The 20,565-nt window shown below is 31.7% G+C and carries 20 protein-coding genes and 1 pseudogene; 15 read left to right on the forward strand and 6 right to left on the reverse strand.

Annotated elements, in window-relative coordinates:
• Positions 1–393: pseudogene (locus tag CN514_RS08035) on the reverse strand (hypothetical protein); the annotation flags it as partial.
• Between the two features lie 127 nt (positions 394–520).
• On the opposite strand from CN514_RS08035, the gene CN514_RS08040 reads away from it, so the two are divergent.
• Entirely contained in the window at positions 521–1,369 is an 849-nt protein-coding gene (locus tag CN514_RS08040) for a DUF72 domain-containing protein (RefSeq protein ID WP_098232153.1), read from the forward strand.
• Here the strand turns inward: CN514_RS08040 and CN514_RS08045 are convergent.
• Both CN514_RS08045 and deoD read right to left on the reverse strand, forming a co-directional pair.
• Complete coding sequence (locus tag CN514_RS08045; RefSeq protein ID WP_097975758.1) at positions 1,366–1,779, reverse strand: disulfide oxidoreductase; 414 nt, start codon at positions 1,777–1,779, stop codon at positions 1,366–1,368. The two genes, CN514_RS08040 and CN514_RS08045, sit on opposite strands and share 4 nt — an antisense overlap.
• 474 nt (positions 1,780–2,253) lie before the next feature.
• Positions 2,254–2,958: a purine-nucleoside phosphorylase gene (gene deoD, locus CN514_RS08050; RefSeq protein WP_098232154.1), complete on the reverse strand. Its 705-nt coding sequence runs from the start codon at positions 2,956–2,958 to the stop codon at positions 2,254–2,256.
• 299 nt (positions 2,959–3,257) lie between these two features.
• Here deoD and CN514_RS08055 point away from each other — a divergent pair, with 299 nt between their 5' ends.
• The 6 genes from CN514_RS08055 (at position 3,258) to CN514_RS08080 (ending at position 8,716) form a co-directional block, all read left to right on the forward strand.
• Complete coding sequence (locus CN514_RS08055) at positions 3,258–3,986, forward strand: hypothetical protein (RefSeq protein ID WP_098232155.1); 729 nt, start codon at positions 3,258–3,260, stop codon at positions 3,984–3,986.
• Positions 3,987–3,996: 10 nt separating this feature from the next.
• Positions 3,997–4,818 (forward strand): HAD family hydrolase, encoded by an 822-nt coding sequence (locus tag CN514_RS08060; RefSeq protein WP_098232156.1) that lies wholly within the window; start codon positions 3,997–3,999, stop codon positions 4,816–4,818.
• Between the two features lie 181 nt (positions 4,819–4,999).
• Positions 5,000–5,887: a ComEC/Rec2 family competence protein gene (locus CN514_RS08065; RefSeq protein ID WP_098232157.1), complete on the forward strand. Its 888-nt coding sequence runs from the start codon at positions 5,000–5,002 to the stop codon at positions 5,885–5,887.
• Between the two features lie 248 nt (positions 5,888–6,135).
• A complete protein-coding gene (gene nagA / locus CN514_RS08070; RefSeq protein ID WP_098232158.1) occupies positions 6,136–7,272 on the forward strand; it encodes an N-acetylglucosamine-6-phosphate deacetylase in 1,137 nt (378 codons plus the stop codon).
• Positions 7,269–7,979 (forward strand): glucosamine-6-phosphate deaminase, encoded by a 711-nt coding sequence (gene nagB / locus CN514_RS08075; protein ID WP_141529329.1) that lies wholly within the window; start codon positions 7,269–7,271, stop codon positions 7,977–7,979. The genes nagA and nagB overlap by 4 nt, the downstream gene beginning before the upstream one ends.
• Complete coding sequence (locus tag CN514_RS08080; protein ID WP_141529330.1) at positions 7,979–8,716, forward strand: GntR family transcriptional regulator; 738 nt, start codon at positions 7,979–7,981, stop codon at positions 8,714–8,716. Before nagB ends, CN514_RS08080 begins: the two co-directional genes overlap by 1 nt.
• Positions 8,717–9,099: 383 nt before the next feature.
• Here CN514_RS08080 and CN514_RS08085 read toward each other — a convergent pair whose 3' ends face one another.
• On the reverse strand, positions 9,100–9,882 hold the full coding sequence (locus CN514_RS08085) for a Cof-type HAD-IIB family hydrolase (RefSeq protein ID WP_098232159.1): 783 nt from the start codon (positions 9,880–9,882) through the stop codon (positions 9,100–9,102).
• Positions 9,883–10,053: 171 nt separating this feature from the next.
• On the opposite strand from CN514_RS08085, the gene glcT reads away from it, so the two are divergent.
• The 5 genes from glcT to CN514_RS08110 all read left to right on the forward strand — a co-directional run bounded on the left by glcT (position 10,054) and on the right by CN514_RS08110 (position 16,027).
• The gene (glcT, locus tag CN514_RS08090; RefSeq protein ID WP_098232160.1) at positions 10,054–10,914 is read left to right on the forward strand and encodes a glucose PTS transporter transcription antiterminator GlcT; all 861 of its coding nucleotides are present in this window, start codon (positions 10,054–10,056) and stop codon (positions 10,912–10,914) included.
• A gap of 288 nt (positions 10,915–11,202) precedes the next feature.
• The gene (ptsG, locus tag CN514_RS08095) at positions 11,203–13,254 is read left to right on the forward strand and encodes a glucose-specific PTS transporter subunit IIBC (RefSeq protein ID WP_098232161.1); all 2,052 of its coding nucleotides are present in this window, start codon (positions 11,203–11,205) and stop codon (positions 13,252–13,254) included.
• 142 nt (positions 13,255–13,396) lie between these two features.
• Positions 13,397–13,660, forward strand: a complete 264-nt coding sequence (locus CN514_RS08100) for a phosphocarrier protein HPr (RefSeq protein ID WP_025568635.1) — start codon at positions 13,397–13,399, stop codon at positions 13,658–13,660.
• Positions 13,660–15,369, forward strand: a complete 1,710-nt coding sequence (gene ptsP, locus CN514_RS08105; RefSeq protein WP_098232162.1) for a phosphoenolpyruvate--protein phosphotransferase — start codon at positions 13,660–13,662, stop codon at positions 15,367–15,369. The genes CN514_RS08100 and ptsP overlap by 1 nt, the downstream gene beginning before the upstream one ends.
• 358 nt (positions 15,370–15,727) lie before the next feature.
• Entirely contained in the window at positions 15,728–16,027 is a 300-nt protein-coding gene (locus CN514_RS08110) for an ArsR/SmtB family transcription factor (protein ID WP_098232163.1), read from the forward strand.
• A gap of 64 nt (positions 16,028–16,091) precedes the next feature.
• Here CN514_RS08110 and CN514_RS08115 read toward each other — a convergent pair whose 3' ends face one another.
• Complete coding sequence (locus CN514_RS08115) at positions 16,092–16,706, reverse strand: nitroreductase family protein (protein ID WP_098232164.1); 615 nt, start codon at positions 16,704–16,706, stop codon at positions 16,092–16,094.
• A gap of 232 nt (positions 16,707–16,938) precedes the next feature.
• Between CN514_RS08115 and CN514_RS08120 the strand changes: the two genes are divergently transcribed.
• Entirely contained in the window at positions 16,939–17,829 is an 891-nt protein-coding gene (locus CN514_RS08120; RefSeq protein ID WP_098232169.1) for an NAD(P)-dependent oxidoreductase, read from the forward strand.
• Between the two features lie 22 nt (positions 17,830–17,851).
• Positions 17,852–18,301 (forward strand): RDD family protein, encoded by a 450-nt coding sequence (locus CN514_RS08125; protein WP_098232165.1) that lies wholly within the window; start codon positions 17,852–17,854, stop codon positions 18,299–18,301.
• 42 nt (positions 18,302–18,343) lie between these two features.
• On the opposite strand, the gene CN514_RS08130 is transcribed toward CN514_RS08125, so the two are convergent.
• The gene (locus CN514_RS08130; RefSeq protein ID WP_098232166.1) at positions 18,344–19,504 is read right to left on the reverse strand and encodes an aminotransferase A; all 1,161 of its coding nucleotides are present in this window, start codon (positions 19,502–19,504) and stop codon (positions 18,344–18,346) included.
• A 144-nt stretch (positions 19,505–19,648) separates the two neighbouring features.
• Between CN514_RS08130 and corA the strand changes: the two genes are divergently transcribed.
• Positions 19,649–20,565 (forward strand): magnesium/cobalt transporter CorA (corA, locus tag CN514_RS08135; protein ID WP_098232167.1); only part of this gene is annotated, 917 nt, incomplete at its 3' end.

Raw genomic sequence — 20,565 nt, forward strand, 5'->3', positions numbered from 1 at the left:
ATCGTCTATTTTTAATAAATTTCTAATATGACTTCCGATTAATTCGTATTTAGTAATTCTAAAATCAATCGCAACTTGTTGGTTATATAACGTAATGATCCCATCTTTATCGATAAATACTATGTGGTGCGGTAATGCATCATAGATTGATTGCAAAGTTCTTCTACTATTAGATAAAAAGGTAGAGAATTTAGTATGTAATGGAAGTGTATCATTATTTGTATTACATAAAGTTGTATTTCTAGTTAAATGATTTGAATTTGATAATTCACGAGTTTCATTTGAAAATATAGATCCGGAAGTTATTATATTTAAAATTGTTTCATACGATTTTACTTTTTCTTCAAGTTCGGTAATTTTATTTTTTAGTTCTTGTACTGTCTCGTTAATCATTTACACTATACTCCAATTTCTACTAAAATAAGATTATACTGTAGTCAATTATATCAAACTAATTCGTTTATTTTAATGAAAATTAGAAAAAATTAATTAGTAATGAATGAACTAATGGGAGAGAAGTATGGAAATAAAAATTGGAGTTACTGGGTGGGGCGATCATGATAGTTTATACCCTGATCGTATTCACTCTTCAAAAAAATTGAAACAATATTGTACGCATTTTCCTATTGTTGAAATTGATTCTTCCTATTATAGTATTATGCCTCAATCAAACTATCAAAAATGGGTAAATCAAACAATAGCTGACTTTTCATTTATCGTTAAAGCGTATGGCGGAATCACAGGCCATTCAAGGCAAAACTATTCTAAAGAAGAACAAATTTTACTGTTGACGCCATTTTTGGAATCAATCCAGCCTTTAATTGAAGTGAATAAATTAAAAGGTATATTATTTCAGTTTCCACCATGGTTTAATTGTAAAAAAGAAAATGTTGAATTATTAAGAACTTTGAAAAGTAAACTTAAAGGTCTTCCTGCAATTTTAGAATTCCGTAATCAGACATGGTTTTATCCTAGTTTTTATGAGCGAACGTTGAAGTTTATGGAGGATGAAGGATGGATTCATTCAATTTGCGATGAACCACAAGCAGGTAATGGAAGCATACCAATCGTATTACATCCTACGAATCCAAATTTAACTTTAATCCGTTTTCATGGACGAAATATCTATGGATGGAATCACAATGGACAAGAGAATTGGCGTGAGGTACGTTATTTATACCGATATAATGAAGAAGAATTATACGAATGGGTAGAAAGAATTGAACAGCTATCAAAAAACACAAAAGAAATTTGTATATTGTTTAATAATAACTCTGGTGGAGATGCAGCGGATAATGCTAAACAATTAATGAAGCTGCTAGGTATTGAATTTGGACCATCTTCTACCGAGCAGCTTGAATTATTTTAATTTGATTTTCGTAAAAGAGTTATGCAGCAAATATTAATAAGTAGGAATGCAACAAATGCCAGCATTGGAATTGTAATGAATCCAAACCAATTCAAATAATCTCCAGTACAAGGGACCGGACCACACTGTGTTGCTGTTTCCTTAAGTGCAGGAACTTTTTGAATTAAAATATGATAGATTGAAATACACATACCTATTAATGATAAAGGTAAAACATAAATAACATCTTTTATTTTATTTTTATAAAAAGCGATTCCTAATATAAAAACGATTGGGTACATAAAAATTCGCTGATACCAGCATAATGAACAGGGTGTCCAATGATTAATAACTGAAAATGATAAACTACCTAGTGTTGCAATAATACTTACAATCCAGGTGAAAAATAAAATTGATTGCTGTTTCTTCATTCCTTACCATCCTTAATTTGATTTTCGATATTGCTATTGTACCTTTGATTGGATGTAAAGTGGTATAAAAACGACGTTAGTTCACTAATTTTTAATAAATTTAAATTTTAGTAATTTTAAAGAGCCCGGAAAAATATTCTGGGCTCTTTTGATTTTGTTAAGTAGAATATTTTAAAAGATAAAAAAAACTGGGATCATCATACCAGGTTTTTTTCAGAGAGATGAAATATAAAATCGTCAATAGGGAAAACGGTCTTTAAGTTAGATTACTCTAAGTAAAGGCTATTTGATTAGGGTTTATCGCGAACATTTTTTGATGAATTAGTTGATTGGAACGAAAGGGGTGCTCGACTCCTATGGAAAGCGAGCATCCTGTNNTCCTTTTACGAAAATTTGGTAATTTAATTGACAAGGTTATTTTTCAACTGCGTGAAAAAACCTGAGATCATAATCCCAGGTTTATTTTTAGCTATATTAAGCGATTGCTGCGTCTAAAGCAATGACAATCATATCATTAAAAGTAGTTTGTCTTTCTTGTGCAGATGTTTCTTCACCAGTGAAGATATGATCACTTACAGTTAAAACAGTAAGTGCGTCTACATTATGTTTTGCTGAGATTGTGTATAATGCAGTAGTTTCCATTTCTACTGCAAGCACGCCGTAATTAGCTAATTTTTCATACATTTCCATACTGTCTCGATAGAAAAGATCTGAAGTTAAAATATTTCCTACTTTAACATTTAACCCTTTATTCACTGCACCATCATAGGCTTTCTTTAATAAATCAAAGCTAGCACATGGAGAGTAATCGAAACCAGGGAATGTTTGGCGATTCATATTTGAATCTGTACAAGTCGTCATCGCAATAATGACATCACGAATTTTCACATCCTTTTGAAGTCCACCACATGTACCAACGCGAATCAAAGTTTTTACACCATAACTATTAATCAATTCATTAACATAAATACTAATTGAAGGTACTCCCATTCCAGTACCTTGAACGGAAATTCTTTGACCTTTATATGTACCAGTAAAACCAAGCATGCCACGTACATCATTATAACAAACAACATCCTGTAAAAATGTTTCTGCGATATATTTAGCTCTTAATGGGTCACCAGGTAATAAAATTTTATCAGCAATTGCACCTTGTTCGGCACCAATATGTATACTCATTTAATTGATCCTCCTTAAAGCTGTTTGTAAATAGCCCATCCATTATCAGTATGTTAGTTTCTACATTTAAATAAAAAACATTCTTATTTGTATGCTACTTAAAGGAAAAAGTAAGATGGACGTAGTACATATTAAATATAGAAACTTCATAGACAAAATTAACCAATGCAGATAATTTATGGCGAATTATAATTATTGCACAGGTGATAAAATAATGAAAGAGTTTACAAGTAAATTTCAGCTTTCATGAAGTAACTAAAAATTATTATTAATTCTAACTATTTAAGGGAGAATGAACTATGAAATTTCGTTTTATCGCAGCTCTATGTATAGCTATATTAATTATTCTATTAATTAGCAATCGCCTAGTTAATCATAGTATATTATCAAGTGGTAGTCAGGTTAGCCATCTAAAAGTTCAAAAGGTAAAATGGAATCTTACAACTAAAAAAAATTCACAGGAAGTAACCGTATCCTCTAGAACTTTGAATGTGTTACAACGTGAAAAAATCAGAATATTTATTACGACAGATCAATTAAAATCTTATAAAGTCATTGAACCAGTATATAATGGAAATAATCAATTTACATTTAAGTATTCTTTTAAGAAAGACATTCCTTATTATGTTAGTATATTTTTAAATAATCAAACGCTTGATACAAAGATATTCCAAAAACAAAAGGACAAAAAAGAAGAAGTATTTCCGACAGCTATTTTAACGAACAAGACTGATGATTATAGAGTTTCCCTACTATATACTTCAATTCTTCCAAAAACTAAGAGTAAAATTACATTTGATTTTGATCAATTTAAAAAACGTTCCAAATTTACTGATCAGCAATTTTATATTATGAATGAAGAAGGAACCTACTTTAAGCTAATTAGTAATCCTAATAATCATTCAAAAGTAAACTATGAACTTGATTTACCTGAAGCAGGTATGTATAAAATATTTTATGAATTTAAATTAAATGACCATCAAAAATCATTTGATTTTATTTTAGACATAAAAGACAAAGACAGCTAAGGAGTAGGAAATGCATAATTTATTAATGAATTCAAAAGTATTAGTTTTTGATTTAGATGGTACTTTGTATGATGGTACTGAGCACTACGATTACTATGCTAAATTACTAGCTAATGAAATAAGTTCAGAAAAGCGTGATTCTTTTTTAAAGGATTATAAAAAAATAAAAGATTATGACCATGCACTAACTATTGGGAAAATTTATGACACAGAAAACGATTTAATCATTTCATTAGATCCAATTACATTGAAGCCAATACAAGTATTTACTTGGGAAGGGCAGCTACTTTCTAAAGAAGAACTTCCAGAGAATTATCTTGAAAAAATTAATTATGAATTACCATATATCCCAGTAGGTGATGGTTGGTGGATGCCTTTAGTAGCAAGTTATCACTATGGTGCAAGAGACGTATATCACTGTTATGATAAAACAAAAGAGTATATGGCAACAAAAGAGTTTAGCATACCTTATATAAAAGGATTAAAAGAGGCTTTAGAAAAAGTTAAGGATTCTAAAAAATTAGTATTATTAACGAACTCTGATCGAGAAGATGTAACTAGATTATTGAAGTTACTTAATTTAAATGAATTATTTCATCTAGAAATTACGGATGGTAAGAAGCCATTAAAAACAGAAAACCATTTTAAAACTATCATGAATAAGTTCAATGTTTTGCCACATGAAATTGTGTCAATCGGTGATAATTTCATTAATGAAATTTCTCCTGCATTAAAATTAGGTATGCACGGAGTTTACATTACAAATCAAACGACTACGCAAGTTAGTGACTCCTTATTAGTAGTAAAAAAACTAGAGGAAGTATTTGAGTAACTTAAAAAAACTGTAAGTGAAAAATTGCTTACAGTTTTTTTGTTATGCAGTGGAATGATTTTTAACGCTTATTTGAATTACAATTCCAATTTGAAGTATACTCAATTTCCAACTTATTTTTATTGGCATCATACATACTTTTGAAATGGCTATGAGAAAATAATGTTAGGAGGAAGTGTGAATGAACAAAAATCGAAAACGATACTCTCTCATATTTTCTATCTTTATTTTTTTTACTGCTTTTTTAAGTAATAACATAAATAGTGAAGCAAGAACTACAAATTACGGCTATATTACTCACCCGTTATTAATTTATTTTTTTGATGTAGGTCAAGGGGATAGCATGGTTATGATTTTACCAAATGGTAAGACTGTCCTGATTGATGGAGGAGATGTTGAACATGGTGGAGTCGTTATAAAAAAACTGAGACGACTACATATAAATTCGATTGATCTATTAGTTAGTACACATCCAGATATCGATCATATTGGTGGGTTATTAAAAGTAATGAATAGTGTTAAGATAACAAAAATCCTAGATAGTGGGAAAAAATATAATTCGCATTCTTATTACTTATATAAGAAAGAAGCTTATCAGAAGAATATTCCAATTAGTATTGCAAAGTTAAATGAAAAAGTAATGCTTGACCCTAATGTAGATATTACTGTATTAAATAGCGGGAAAAAATCGTATACAAATAATAACAGTTCAATTGTATTGAAGGTAAAGTATAATGACATTTCAATTTTATTAACTGGTGATATTGAAAGAAAAACTGAAAAAAGATTAATTAAAAATGAGGATATCAATGCTCAAGTACTAAAAATTCCGCATCATGGTTCATCGACATCAACTTCAGAAGCGTTTTTATTTGCTGTAAATCCTACAGTCGCAATCCTTTCATATGATAAATTTAACTTATTTGGTCATCCACATCGGTCAGTAATGAAGCGGTTAAATCATCTAGGAATTAAGCAATATACAACGGACCAATTCGGAGATATCGAATTATCAACAAATGGTCATAATTTATATATTGAAAAAGAAGAAGTATTGGTAGATCCCTGAAGGACAAAAACCATTACTTCTTCTTTTTTAGTGATAGAGAGGATATTAAAAATCCAATTAGCATTTATTTGTGACGTTTTTGTAAATTGCTTATTAGTAGTATAGACAACTAGGAGTATATATCATAAAATAGTTATGTAGAAATCAAGGTACTTATATAACTGAATGTGAATGATGATTAAGTAAACACTACTTTCTATATTGGAGTATTGGCGAAGACTTCTTAAGCAAAGGAAAGAGGAGAGTAAATGAAATCAATTATTAATGTAAAAATATACACAGGTACAGAAGTAATTGAAAATGGTTATATTCGATATGATGAAAAAATTTCTTCTGTTGGTCATATGAATGATTACGAAAATGAAGGTGAAGAAATAATTGATGGAAAAGGAACAGTTATTATTCCCGGAATGATTGATGTTCATATTCACGGAGCATATGATGTCGATGCAATGGATGCTGATCCAAACTCAATGGTAAAAATGAGTAAAGAAATGATGAAGGAAGGGGTAACAACCTTCTTCCCGACTACAATGACACAATCTAAAGAAAATATTAAAAATGCTTTAAAGTCTTTAAACGAGGCTAAAAAACTTGGTGCACATTTTGAATATATTCATTTAGAAGGACCGTTTGTTAATATAAATAAAGCTGGAGCACAACCATTAGAATACATTATTAACCCTGACGTTGAACTATTCAAAGAATGGCAAGAAGCTTCTGGTGGATTAATCAAATTAGTTACTTATGCACCTGAAGTTGAAGGTGCAAAAGAATTAGAAAAAGAGCTAGAACGCACAAATGTAGTTGGCACAGTAGGTCACTCTGATGCGATCCGTTCAGATTTTGAAGGTAGAAATATTTTCCACGCTACCCATTTGTACAACCAAATGAGACCAATGCATCATCGTGAAGCAGGAACAGTTGGACATGTATTACTTGATGACCGAGTAATGGTAGAAATGATACCTGATGGAATTCATATTCATCCTGATATGGTTAAACTTGCTTATCGCCTAAAAGGTGCTAAAAAAATAAGTGTAATTTCTGATGCAATGAGAGCAAAAGGGTTAGAGGACGGCAAATATGAATTAGGTGGACAACCTGTATTTGTAAAAAATAACAGTGCAAGATTAGAAGACGGAACGCTTGCGGGTAGTATTTTAAAAATGGATGATGCATTTAGAAACATTATGGCATTTACTGGCTGTAGTCCTGAAGAGGCAGTACAAATGACATCTATAAACCAAGCTGAAGAATTTGGTCTTAAACATAAGGGCGTATTAGAACAAGGAAAAGACGCTGATTTTGTGCAAATGACTCCTGATTTCTTCGTTATTGATACAACTAGACTAGGTAAAAATATGAATGAGGTGACTTTATGAACGTAATCGTAGTAAAAAATGCAGAAGAAATTTCAAAAGTAGCATATGAAAAAATGGTAAAGGCATTTGAAGGGAAGGCGGAATTCACATTAGGGTTAGCTACAGGTGGATCTCCACTAGGTATTTATGAACTTTTTCGTATTCATAAACCAGATGTGTCAAACGTCATTACTGTAAATCTTGATGAATATGTTGGACTTGCTGAAAATGACCAAACAAGTTACCACACTTATATGGCAGAACAACTTTTTAACCATTTAAATTTTAAAGAAAACCATTTACCAAATGGAAACACAAAAAATTTAGAAGAAGCTTGTAAAAATTATGAGGAATTACTACAAAAGTACCCTGTAGATTTACAACTTTTAGGAATTGGTGAGAATGGCCATATTGCATTTAATGAGCCTGGTACACCATTCGATACACCTACTCATATTGTAGAGCTTACAGAATCAACTCGTAACGCAAATAAAATTTATTTTGAGAACGAAGAAGATGTCCCAACACATGCAGTAACTATGGGAATTGGTTCCATTATGAGAGCGAAAGAAATCATTTTAGTAGCTTCAGGCATCAAAAAGGCTGAAGCAGTTAAGGAAATGTTAAATGGAAAATTAGATATTAACTGTCCTGCTACTGCACTCCAAAACCACAACAACGTAACGATTGTTGTTGATGAAGAAGCATACTCACTTTGTAATAAATAATGTTAAAACTAGATAAAAATTCTCCGTTACCGATTTATTTTCAAATACAAGAGATTTTAAAGCTTAAAATTAACTCAGGGGAATGGAAACCTGGAGAGCGAATTCCCTCTGAGCAAACATTGAGTGAGATGTTAAATGTAAGCAGGATGACAATAAGACAAGCATTAAATAATCTTGTAAAGGAATCATTAATAAGTCGGAAACGTGGAATTGGTACGTTTGTATCAGTAAAAGATGGGATTGAAGTTGAGGAATCACTAAAATCGTTAAGGAGTTTTTCTGAGGATATAACATCCATAGGATTGACCCCTACAAATAAACTTCTTGGTTTTTCAACGATTGAAGCTGATGAATATTTAGCAGAAGTGTTATCAATTGAAAGTGGTTCTGAAATTTTTAAAATTGAAAGATGTCGCTTAGCAAATGATCATCCTATTGCAATCGAAACAACATACCTACCAAAAAAATTAGTAAATAGAATTGATGAAAATGTATTGAATCATTCTCTATATGAATATTTTGAAGTTACATTAGGTTATTCAATTAAAAAAGCTACAAAATGGATTAAAGCATCTTTAATGACAGAAAAAGATTCATTAATTCTTGAAGTAGCGGAGGATTCTCCTGCATTAGAATTACACCAAGTAACGTTTATTAATGAGGGTATACCACTTGAATATGTAAGTTGTATTTACCGAGCTGATCGCTATCGTTTTACAATTGATATTGACCGTTAAAGAGAGTGCTTTTATAAGCACTCTTTTTTTATTGTTAGTGGCCAAGTCAGCGCTGGTGCAAATAAAATGGGTGAAACTGCAATTAAATTTGGGGAAGTGCAAATAAAAAAGCAGATACTGCAATTAAAAAAGTCATATCAATTAAATACAGGGAATCTGCAATTAAACGGCCCCATTCAAGAAGAAATAGAGTGGAGGAATCCAAAATAGAAGAAAAATCGCTAAAATTAATCTAAATACGAACCATAAACGGTTCATAAGTAAGTATATAAAAGTGAAATCTGAAAACATTCATACTCAAAAGAGGTTCGTGAGTAAGGTCATGACTCCTATATATTATATTTCAATAAGAAAAAGGGTGCCCCAAGTAGCACCCTTTCCTCTTACTTAATTTGTAATACAATTTTAACTGCTTCGGCTACTGAAGGAACGATATAAGAAGCATATTTCTTAACTTCATCATCAGCATTTTCCATTGCAAAGCTATTCGGAGTTAGTTCAAACATTGAGATATCATTGTATGCATCGCCAATACAAGCAATTTCATCAGGTTTAATTCCTAATTTATCGATTAATATTTGAATGGCTGAACCTTTACTTACATTAACTGGAACGATATCTAAACAATTTTTAGCAGAAATAAAAGAAGTTACAAATTCAGGCAGTTCTTTTTGTAATTCTTTTTGTAGCTCAAGTAAGTCCTCATCTTCACCTAAAACTACATATTTTTTGGGGGTAATCGATTTACCTAAATCGGTTTTTAGTGTTTTTAATTCAACTGCATTCATACTAGAGTTTTTTTCAATTTCTCTTACTAAATCAGTTTTCTCTTCGATATAGTATGTTGAATTATCGGCTACATAGATTAAAAATTTATCGTGTGAAACCATTTCATAAACTTTATCGATGACACTCGGATGGAATGTTGCATCTAATAATGCTTCGCCATCATTTGAATAAATATAAGTTCCATTCATACTAATACGGTGAAAATTACCTTCTAGGCTTTCCATTATTTTTACGATTTCATAATCTAATCGTCCAGAAGCAAAACATAATAAAACACCACGATCTAAAAGGGTTTTTAATGCTTCTACATCATGTTCAAATAGTTGACCTTGGTGAAACATCGTCCCATCTAGGTCACTAACAAATAACTTAATCATTTTTCTTAACACCTACTCAATTTATATTTATACTTTTATATTCTATCCTACTATAATAGATTATCAAAAAAATATGATTAATTTATGAAACTTAATCTGCGTTTTAACTTTTTCAGAAAAATTATGTTATGATATAAAAGCGATTTTTTAAACTTGGGGGTGATAAAAAAAATGTCAGAGACGTCAGTATGTTATACAATCAAAAAAGTTCTTAATAATAATGTTTTAATAGCGAAAAATCCCGATCATACCGAAGTAGTTTTGCTTGGTAAAGGCATCGGTTTTAATAAAACTAGAGGAGATTTAATTTCCGAAGGTGTAGTAGAAAAAATGTTTATCTTAAAAGATGAACAAAAACAAAAACAATATAAATCATTAATTAACTTTATGGATGAAAAATTAATGGGTACGTTGCAGCAGGCGATTTATTTAATTTCTGAAAGAACAGGATGTACTTTAAATGAGCAAATTCATATAGGGTTAACAGACCACTTAATATTTGCGATCAAACGTATTAGAGAAGGCTATAACGTCGATAATCCTTTCTTACAAGAAACGAAAGCAATGTATCCAGAGTATTTTAAAATTGCACAAGAAGTTATTGATTTGATTAATAAAGAAATAGATATAAATTTACCGATCGAAGAAGTGGGGTTTGTAACTCTACATATCGTAAGTAATTTATCGATGGAAGTTGTATCGGATGTAAATAAGTTCTCTCAGATCATTAAAGATTTAGTAATCTATATAGAAGAATATTTACAAATTGAAATTGATAAAGAAAGTATTCATTATTCAAGATTAGTTCGTCATTTGCGGTTTTTAATTGACCGTATATTTCATGGTAATTCATCTGAAGAGTCACCAGCTTTGGGCATAATCTTAAAAAAAGAATACCCAGTATGCTATGATTTAGCATGGAAAATTTTAAAGTCAATCCAAGCTTCATTAAATAAAAAAGCAAGTGAAGCTGAAGTAATATACTTAACCTTACACTTAGAACGACTTGTTCAGAGTAAAATTAATAAATAATTTAAGAAGCCTAAATTGAAATTTGGCTCTTTTTTAACATATTAAATAAATAATTTAAAAAAATAGGTAATTTGGCTTGATATTTTTAAATTCTATAGATATAATGAAAGCGAAATCATATAAAAACATAATTGAATATTGTACACATTAAACGTGTTACTGATTCGATCAGGCATGAGTTGAAAAAATGTGAATTATTATACTTGGGTAGGGGAAACTATATCCAGGATTCAATAATCTCATTTTTTCTGCTCATGCCTTTTTTGTTTGGATAAAAGGAGGAAGACAATGTTTAAGAAAATCTTTGGAGTTTTACAAAAAGTTGGTAAAGCGCTAATGCTTCCAGTTGCAATTTTACCAGCTGCTGGATTGTTACTTGCATTCGGTAATGCATTTCAAAATCCACAAACATTAAAGTACTTACCGTTTCTTGACGCGCACTGGTTCCAACTAGTCGCAAAAGTTATGGAACAATCAGGTGACATCATTTTTAGTAATCTGTCATTATTATTTGCAGTAGGTGTTGCCGTTGGTTTAGCAGGAGGAGAAGGTGTTGCAGGTTTAGCAGCGATCGTTGGATTCCTGATTATGAATAAAACAATGAGTGTGTTCAAAGATGTTGGACAATTTGTTGTTTTAGATAAAACATTAAATATTGCTAAATTTGATGATCCATCATTTGCGTATGTATTAGGAATTCCTACATTACAAACCGGTGTATTTGGTGGAATTATCGTCGGTATATTAGCTGCTTGGGCTTACAATAAATATTACGAAATTGATTTGCCATCATACTTAGGTTTCTTTGCAGGTAAGCGATTTGTACCAATTGCTACAGCAGCGTTTTCAGTATTACTTGGTATTTTAATGTGCTTTATTTGGCCGCCAATTCAGCACGGTTTAAACACATTTTCACATAATATGATTGATGCGAACTTAACATTATCAGCATTCATCTTTGGTGTTATTGAGCGTTCATTAATTCCATTTGGTTTACACCATATTTTCTATGCACCGTTCTGGTTTGAGTTTGGTTCATATACTGATAAAACAGGTATGGTTGTACACGGGGATCAAAAAATCTTCTTTGCTCAATTAAAAGACGGAGTAAAATTAACTGCTGGTACATTCATGGTAGGTAAATTCCCATTCATGATGTTTGGTTTACCAGCTGCTGCACTAGCTATGTATCATGAAGCAAAACCTGAAAATAAAAAAATCGCTGGTGGTATTTTAGCATCAGCAGCATTAACTTCATTCTTAACAGGTATTACAGAGCCAATTGAATTCTCATTCTTATTTGTTGCTCCAGTATTATTTGGAATTCACGCAATCTTTGCTGGTTTATCATTTATGATCATGCAATTATTAAATGTTAAAATTGGTATGACTTTCTCAGGTGGTTTAATCGACTACTTATTATTCGGTGTTTTACCGAATAGAACTGGCTGGTGGTGGGTAATCATCGTTGGTTTAGTATTAGCAGTGATTTACTACTTCGGTTTCCGATTTGCAATTAGAAAATGGGATTTAAAAACTCCAGGACGTGAAGATGCAATCGCTGAAGATACTACAAGTAATACTCCAGCTAATGAATTACCATATGAAATTTTACAAGCATTAGGTGGAAAAAGTAATATTTCTTCATTAGATGCATGTATCACACGATTACGAGTACAAGTAAATTCAAAAGATGAAGTAAATAAAGATCGTTTAAAATCATTAGGTGCTGCTGGAGTTCTTGAAGTTGGAAATAATATTCAAGCAATTTTTGGACCTAAATCAGATACATTAAAATCACAAATTAAAGACATTATGACTGGAAAAACACCAGTTGTTAGTCAAGAAGCACATAAAGAAACAGCTTCAGCAGTAGATACTACTATTGAAGAAGCGATTATTAATCCGATTGAAGGGGAAATAATCCCAATTACAGAAGTACCAGATCAGGTATTTTCTGGAAAAATGATGGGTGATGGATTTGCGATTATTCCTTCAGAAGGTACAGTTGTATCTCCAGTTGATGGCGAAATCGTAAATGTATTCCCAACAAAACATGCGATTGGTATATTATCTAATGGTGGAAAAGAAATTTTAATCCATATTGGTATTGATACTGTAAAACTAAATGGGGAAGGCTTTGAAGTACTGGTATCACAAGGTGAGAAAGTAACAAAAGGTCAACAATTAGTTAAAATTGATTTACACTTTATTCGTGAAAATGCACCATCTACAATTACACCTGTTGTATTTACGAACTTAGCTGAAGGACAACAAATTGTAATTGAAAAACCAGGTAAGCAATCAAAAGGTGAAGTAGACATTATTAAGATTAAATAAATCTAATTAAATAGACGAAAAATGTTTGATTTTATAAGGGGGAGTATAGTTGACACTATGCACCCCTTTTAATAGAATATTTATAGTAGGCCAAACGTCTATACCAAAAATGTAGATTTAATCACAAAGGAGATAAATTATTATGGAAAAAACTTTTAAAGTAACAGCTGATTCTGGAATCCACGCTCGTCCAGCAACATTATTAGTAAATGTAGCAGGTAAATTTAATTCTGATATCAATCTTGAGTATAATGGTAAAACAGTTAACTTAAAATCAATCATGGGTGTAATGTCTTTAGGAATTCAACAAGGAACTGAGATCAAAATTAGCGCTAACGGTGAAGATGCAGAACAAGCTATCGCTGCAATCGATGATACAATGAAAAAAGAAGGTTTAGGCGAATAATGTCTTTACATATTAAAGGTATTGCCGCTTCTAGTGGAATTGCAATTGCAAAAGCATTTCGCTTAGAAAACCCTGAATTAAACATTGTAAAAAAACAAATTTCAGATATTGATGCTGAAATTGCTAAACTTGACAATGCAATTCAAGTTTCTAACACTGAATTAGAAAAAATTCGTGATCACGCAAATGCTGAACTTGGTGAAGATAAAGCCGCAATCTTTTCTGCGCACATCTTAGTTTTAAATGATCCAGAGCTAGTTAACCCAGTTAAAGATAAAATTAAGTCTGAAAGTGTCAACGCTGATTTTGCTATGAATGAAGTTGCTTCAATGTTCGTTCAAATGTTTGAAAGCATGGATAATGAATATATGAAGGAACGTGCTGCAGATATCCGCGATGTTACGAAACGTGTAATGGCTCATCTTTTAGGCGTTACGATTTCTAACCCTGCAAATATTACTGAAGAAGTAATTATTATTGCAGAAGATTTAACACCATCTGATACAGCACAATTAAACCGTAAATACGCTTTAGGTTTTACAACTGATATTGGTGGTCGTACTTCTCATTCAGCGATTATGGCTCGTTCTCTTGAAATTCCTGCTGTTGTAGGAACAAAAGAAGTAACTAGTAAAATCGAAAATGGCGTAATGGTCATTGTTGATGGATTAGACGGACATGTAATAGTAGATCCTTCTTACGAAGAATTAGAAGAGTATAAAGCTAAAAAAGAAAAATTCGAGCTTCAAAAAGTTGAATGGGCTAAACTGAAAAACGAGCCAACTGTTACGAAAGATGGACATCATGTTGAGTTAGTAGCTAACATTGGTACACCAAATGATGTAGAGGGCGTTATCAATAACGGTGGTGAAGGTGTTGGCCTTTACCGTACTGAGTTCTTATATATGGGACGCGATAACTTTCCATCAGAAGAAGAGCAGTTTGAATCATACAAATCAGTTCTTGAAAGTATGGGTGATAAACCGGTAGTAGTAAGAACACTAGATATCGGTGGAGATAAAGAATTATCTTATTTACACTTACCAAAAGAAATGAACCCATTCTTAGGCTACAGAGCGATTCGTTTATGTTTAGATCAGAAGGAAATATTCCGTACTCAATTACGTGCATTACTTCGTGCTAGTGTATATGGTAATTTAAAAATTATGTTCCCGATGATTGCAACTTTAGATGAGTTCAGAGCTGCAAAGGCTGTATTATTAGAAGAAAAAGTACAGTTAGTAAAAGAAAATGTTCAAGTCTCAGACAATATCGAAATTGGAATGATGGTAGAAATCCCTGCTTCAGCTGTTTTAGCAGATGTATTCGCTAAGGAAGTTGATTTCTTTAGTATCGGGACAAACGATTTAATTCAATATACGATGGCTGCGGATCGAATGAATGAACAGGTTTCATATTTATATCAACCATATAACCCATCTATTTTAAGATTAGTTAAAATGGTAATCGATGCAGCAAACAAAGAAGGTAAATGGGCTGGAATGTGTGGAGAGATGGCTGGAGATGCATTAGCTATTCCTTTACTTGTTGGATTAGGCTTACATGAATTCTCTATGAGTGCTACTTCAATCTTACCTGCTCGTAGTCAAATGGCTAAACTTTCTAAAGCTGAAATGGAGATATTAGCTGAAAAAGCTTTATCTATGTCTACAGCTGAAGAAGTTGTTAACTTAGTTAATAGCATCTAATTTAAAAACAACAGGGAAACCTGTTGTTCAGACTGCTCGCCAAACACTCGCTTTCTTCGTTGCTTTGTCTGTTGAGCGGTGCTCATTACCGTCAAAGGTAACTCCGCTCATCACCAGCCTTCGCGCATCGAAAGACAAGCGCTTGCAATCAGTCTGAAAATCAAATTTACAGTATTTTGTCTACACAATGAACAACAGGGAAACCTGTTGTTTTATTTTTAAGATTAAATCTTTTGAGTATGATGACAAACCGAATTAAAAATGCCTACTGTTGACAAATTCGCTTCTTTAATTTAGTGTATGTTTAAATTATTAAACGAATAAGATTATTCTTGGATAATAAAAGTAGGTGGAAGATTTGAGTAAAGAAGCAATTGAAGTATTTAGAGAATGTATTCCCTTGTTTCAAGCGTTAAGCGATCCTTACAGACAGGATATCATTTTAATGTTATCAGAAGGTGAAGCGTTAACTGTTAATGAAATTACGGAAAAAACTTCATTATCTAGACCGGCTATATCACATCATTTAAAAATATTGCGTGATAATCAATTAGTACAAATTGAGCAAAAAGGCACACATAGATATTATTCATTAGCAATTGATTCTTCTCTAGATTTACTTAAGAAATTAATCATTACTGTTGAACAACATTGTTAATGAATCGAATGACATAAAAGGGACTCCGACTTTTGTCAGAATCCCTTTTACTTTTTATTTATGTTTAAATCCAAATAGACATTTCTTTTGCAGAAAAACGTGTTGTATGATGTCCTGGTACTTTTTCTTTACCAATGGCAATCAACATCGTTGGAATATAGCGATCATCAGTTAAGAAAGTTTCTTTAAACGCTTGTTCGTTAAATCCGCCGATTGCACAAGTGTTCCAACCTTTTGCAGAAGCAGCCATTATTAATTGCATACCAGCAAGAGAAGAATTCAAAATACCTTGTTCACGATTACGTTGCTCTGTTGCATAAGCATTTTCAACATTGGCTTTTAATTTGTCTTTTGCTTCTTGAGTCATAAAACCAGCTTCCACAGCAGGTCCGAAAACTAGGTCAACATTTTTTGCTGATTGTGTATCAGCTAATACAGCAATTACACATGAAGCATCTTTAATTTGACCTTGGTTATATGCAACAGGTAATAATTTACCTTGCGCGTTTTCACCATGGAATACAACGAATTTCCAATGTTGTAAATTCCAAGCAGACGGTGCAGTCATTGCAGCTTCAATAAGTTCAGTTATTTCGCTGCTACTGATTTCAGTAGAAGAATCGAATACTCTAGTAGAGTTTCGTTCTTTAATCATTTCAAAAAATTGTTCATTTTTCATATGAAAATACCTCCAAAAATTAGGTGCATTAAATACATTTTTATGTACTTATTTAATATAGATAGTTCCATTATTAGAGTCAACAAATTAGTGTTGAAATAACCTAAATTTAATTTGAAATAAGTTATAGTTTGCTTATTTTTCTATAAGAAAAGCTCAGGCTTTTTTATTAATAATTTTTATGGTAGTTTTATCTGTGGGTAGTAAAAGAGGAGTGTGTAAAATGGAAGCAATTAATTTAAAAGATTTACAAGTTGGATTTATCGGAATTGGTGTTATGGGTAAAAGTATGGCAAAGCATTTAATCAATGCAGGGGCAAAATTACATATTTATAATCGTACAAAAGAAAAAGCAAATGAACTAATTGATTTAGGTGCAACTTGGTATGATACACCTAAAGAAATAGCACCAAATTGTCAGGTTATTTGTACGATGGTTGGCTATCCAAGTGACTTAGAAGAAGTATATTTTGGCGATAATGGAATCATCCAATCTGCTTCAAAAGGAACTACTTTTATCGACTTTACAACTTCGACACCAACTTTAGCTAAAAAAATTGATGAGCTTACAAAATCAGTAGGTATGTCATCATTAGATGCACCGGTGTCAGGTGGAGATTTAGGGGCAAGAGAAGCTAGATTAGCAATTATGGTTGGTGGAGAAGAAGAAACTTTTCATAAAATGTCCGCATTATTTGATGTTTTAGGAAAAAATATTGCGTATCACGGAAATGCTGGTAGTGGACAACATGTCAAAATGTGTAATCAGATTGCAATAGCTTCAGGTATGTTAGGAGTTTGTGAGGCCCTTGCATATGCAAAGGCAGCTGGATTAGACGGTGAAAAAGTATTAGGAAGCATTTCTACGGGTGCAGCGGGTAGTTGGTCATTATCAAATTTAGCACCTCGTGTTTTAAAAGGCGATTTCAAGCCAGGATTCTATATTAAACATTTTATAAAAGATATGGGAATCGCAATTGAAGAAGCTGAGAAGATGGAATTAAATCTACCAGGACTTTTACTTGCAAAAAAATGCTACGATGAACTGTCTAAAAATGGTTTAGATGAAAAAGGAACGCAAGCACTTTATACTTTATACGATCCTTCTCACCACATTCAATAATTTAATGAATAGAGGTTAACAAGTGCAAAATTTTCAACTTGCAAAGTTTTATCAACGATTAAGTGCGTTTTTATTCGATACGTTTATCGTTTCAGTTGCTTATGGCATCATTATTGCTATTATTACGATGAATCCTGAGAAGATATTAAGTCGTTTTAATTCTACATCAGGAAATTCAACGGTCGATTTAATCGTTATTTCAATTATTATGATCATATTATTTGTAGTTGTTCCACAATTTAATAAAGGGATGACATTTGGTCAAAGATTTTTAGCTATTAAAATGATAAAAGATAACTATGAAGAAACGACATTGATACTATTTTTCTTACGTTTTATCTTTATAGCAGGAATATCAGTTCTATTTTTAGGTGTACCATTAATAGTTAATGTCTATTTAATGTTATTTAGAAAAGACCATAAAACAATTCAGGACTTGTTATTTAAAACAAGAGTAATACAAGCTAGATAAAAAAGCAGGGGAGGATCAAAAATCCACCCCTGCTTTTTTATTTTAATTTCTAAGACTAGTTACAAACTCTTCTAATCGATCACATGCAATTTCTAGTTCTTTCATTGAATAGGCATATGATAATCGAATATATGAATCTCCATATTCAGAAAAAGCTTCTCCTGGAATAACCGCTAGATTATGTTTTTCTACTAGATTTAGTGCGAACTCCATGGAAGGCATATTGAATTCTTTAATTGATGGGAATAAATAAAATGCACCTTCTGGCTTAATACAAGGTAGACCCATCTTTTCTAATCGATCAATCATATAATTACGCCTTATTTTATATTCCTTTGCCATTTCAATCGGCGAATCAATGCAATCAGTTAATGCTGTAATTGCTGCATATTGAGAGATTGATGTAGCGCATGATACGTTATACTGATGCACTTTTAAAATTTCCTGAGCTAAATAAGCAGGCGCATAGATAAAACCAATTCTCCAACCAGTCATAGAATGTGATTTGCTAAGACCGTTTATGACAATTGTCTTTTCTTTCATTCCAGGGTAACTAGCAATTGAAGTATGAGTCGTATCAAATGTCAGCTCACTATATATTTCATCTGATAAAATGAATAAGTCTTTCTGAGATAAGTAGTTAGCTAAATTCTCAAGTTCCTCTTTCGTTAATGTGGCGCCTGTTGGGTTATTTGGATATGGTAAAACAATACAACGTGTTTTTTCAGTAATGTGTTCTTCCAATAATTCAGGTGTAATTTTAAAACCACTATTAGATGTATCTACAAAGACTGGTTTAGCTCCACATGTTTGAATAATTGGTGCATAGCCAGGGTAAATTGGTGCAGGAAGAATGACCTCACACTCATCGTTAAGAATTGTTCTGAATGTAACATCGAGTGCTTGGCTTGCTCCTACTGTAACGATTACTTCGTTCGTTGGATCATATGATAAAGAATATTTTTTCTTTAAAAAATTAGAAGCTGCATTTCTAAGTGCAGGCAGTCCTGCATTAGGAGTATAGACTGTTTGATTTTGATTAATTGCATGAATAGCAGCTTCTTTAATAGGTGCTGGAGTTGGAAAATCTGGTTGACCCAATGTTAATGCAATGACATTATCATATTTTTCAATTTTTTGGGCAAATTTTCTAATACCGGAGATTTGAATTTCTTTTACACTTTCGTTTATATATCTGTTCATTTTAAATCCCTCAACTTATTATTTTTATATTAAAATTAAACTTTTTAATCGAACTATTCAATGAAATTTTCTTCATTTTACCATATAATAAAAAAAGTATTTAGTAGTGAAATAATTTGATTGCCTAAAGAAGGTGAGTAAAACTTGTTACAAGTAATCGGAATAACTAAAAATAAAGAAATCGATCGTAATATAACAATTGCAGATGCAAAATCAAATAATTACTTATGGTATTGGGTAGATATTGATGAACCGACCGAAGATGAGATTCAACTTTTATCAACCGAATTTAATTTTCATCCTTTAGCGATTGAAGATTGTTTGGAATATGTACAACGACCTAAACTTGACTACTATGAAGGATATCATTTTTTAATATTGCACGAATTAAATAAAATAGACTTAGAGGAGACAGAACTAGATATTTTTGTAAGTGATCATTATGTGATTACATTTCATATCCATAAAAGTCCGACTGTACAACTAGTTTTAGATAATATAATGTCAGATCGTCGAGCTTCGAAGAGTCCACTTCATTTAACTCATCGAATTATTGATGAGCTTGTTGATAGTTATTTTCCACTAATTTATCGTTTAGAGGACGAACTATCAGACCTAGAAATTGATCCATTAAAGAAACAAGTAAATAATGCTGTAGAGAGATTATATGATATTAAATCTGATTTATCGAAATTAAGAAGGACGATTTTACCAACTCGTGATTTATTATATCGAATCCTTAATTCGAATCGATTTAAAGATATATCTGAACATCGAATTTATTTTGAAGATATACACGATCATTTAATGAAGCTTTCGGATATGATAGAGACCAATCGAGATTTAGCGTCCGATATTCGAGAAAGCTATTTTTCATTAAGCTCAGAAAAAATGAATAATATTATGAAAACATTAACAATCATATCATCTTTCTTTTTACCACTAACGTTTATCGTAGGTTTATACGGAATGAATTTCCATTATATGCCAGAATTAACATGGAAATATGGATACTTATTTATTTTAATTTTAATGGGATTTGTTACGATCCTAATGTACAT

The organism is Bacillus sp. AFS001701 (genome assembly GCF_002559405.1).
In the GTDB taxonomy this organism is placed as follows: Bacteria; Bacillota; Bacilli; order Bacillales; family Bacillaceae_G; genus Gottfriedia.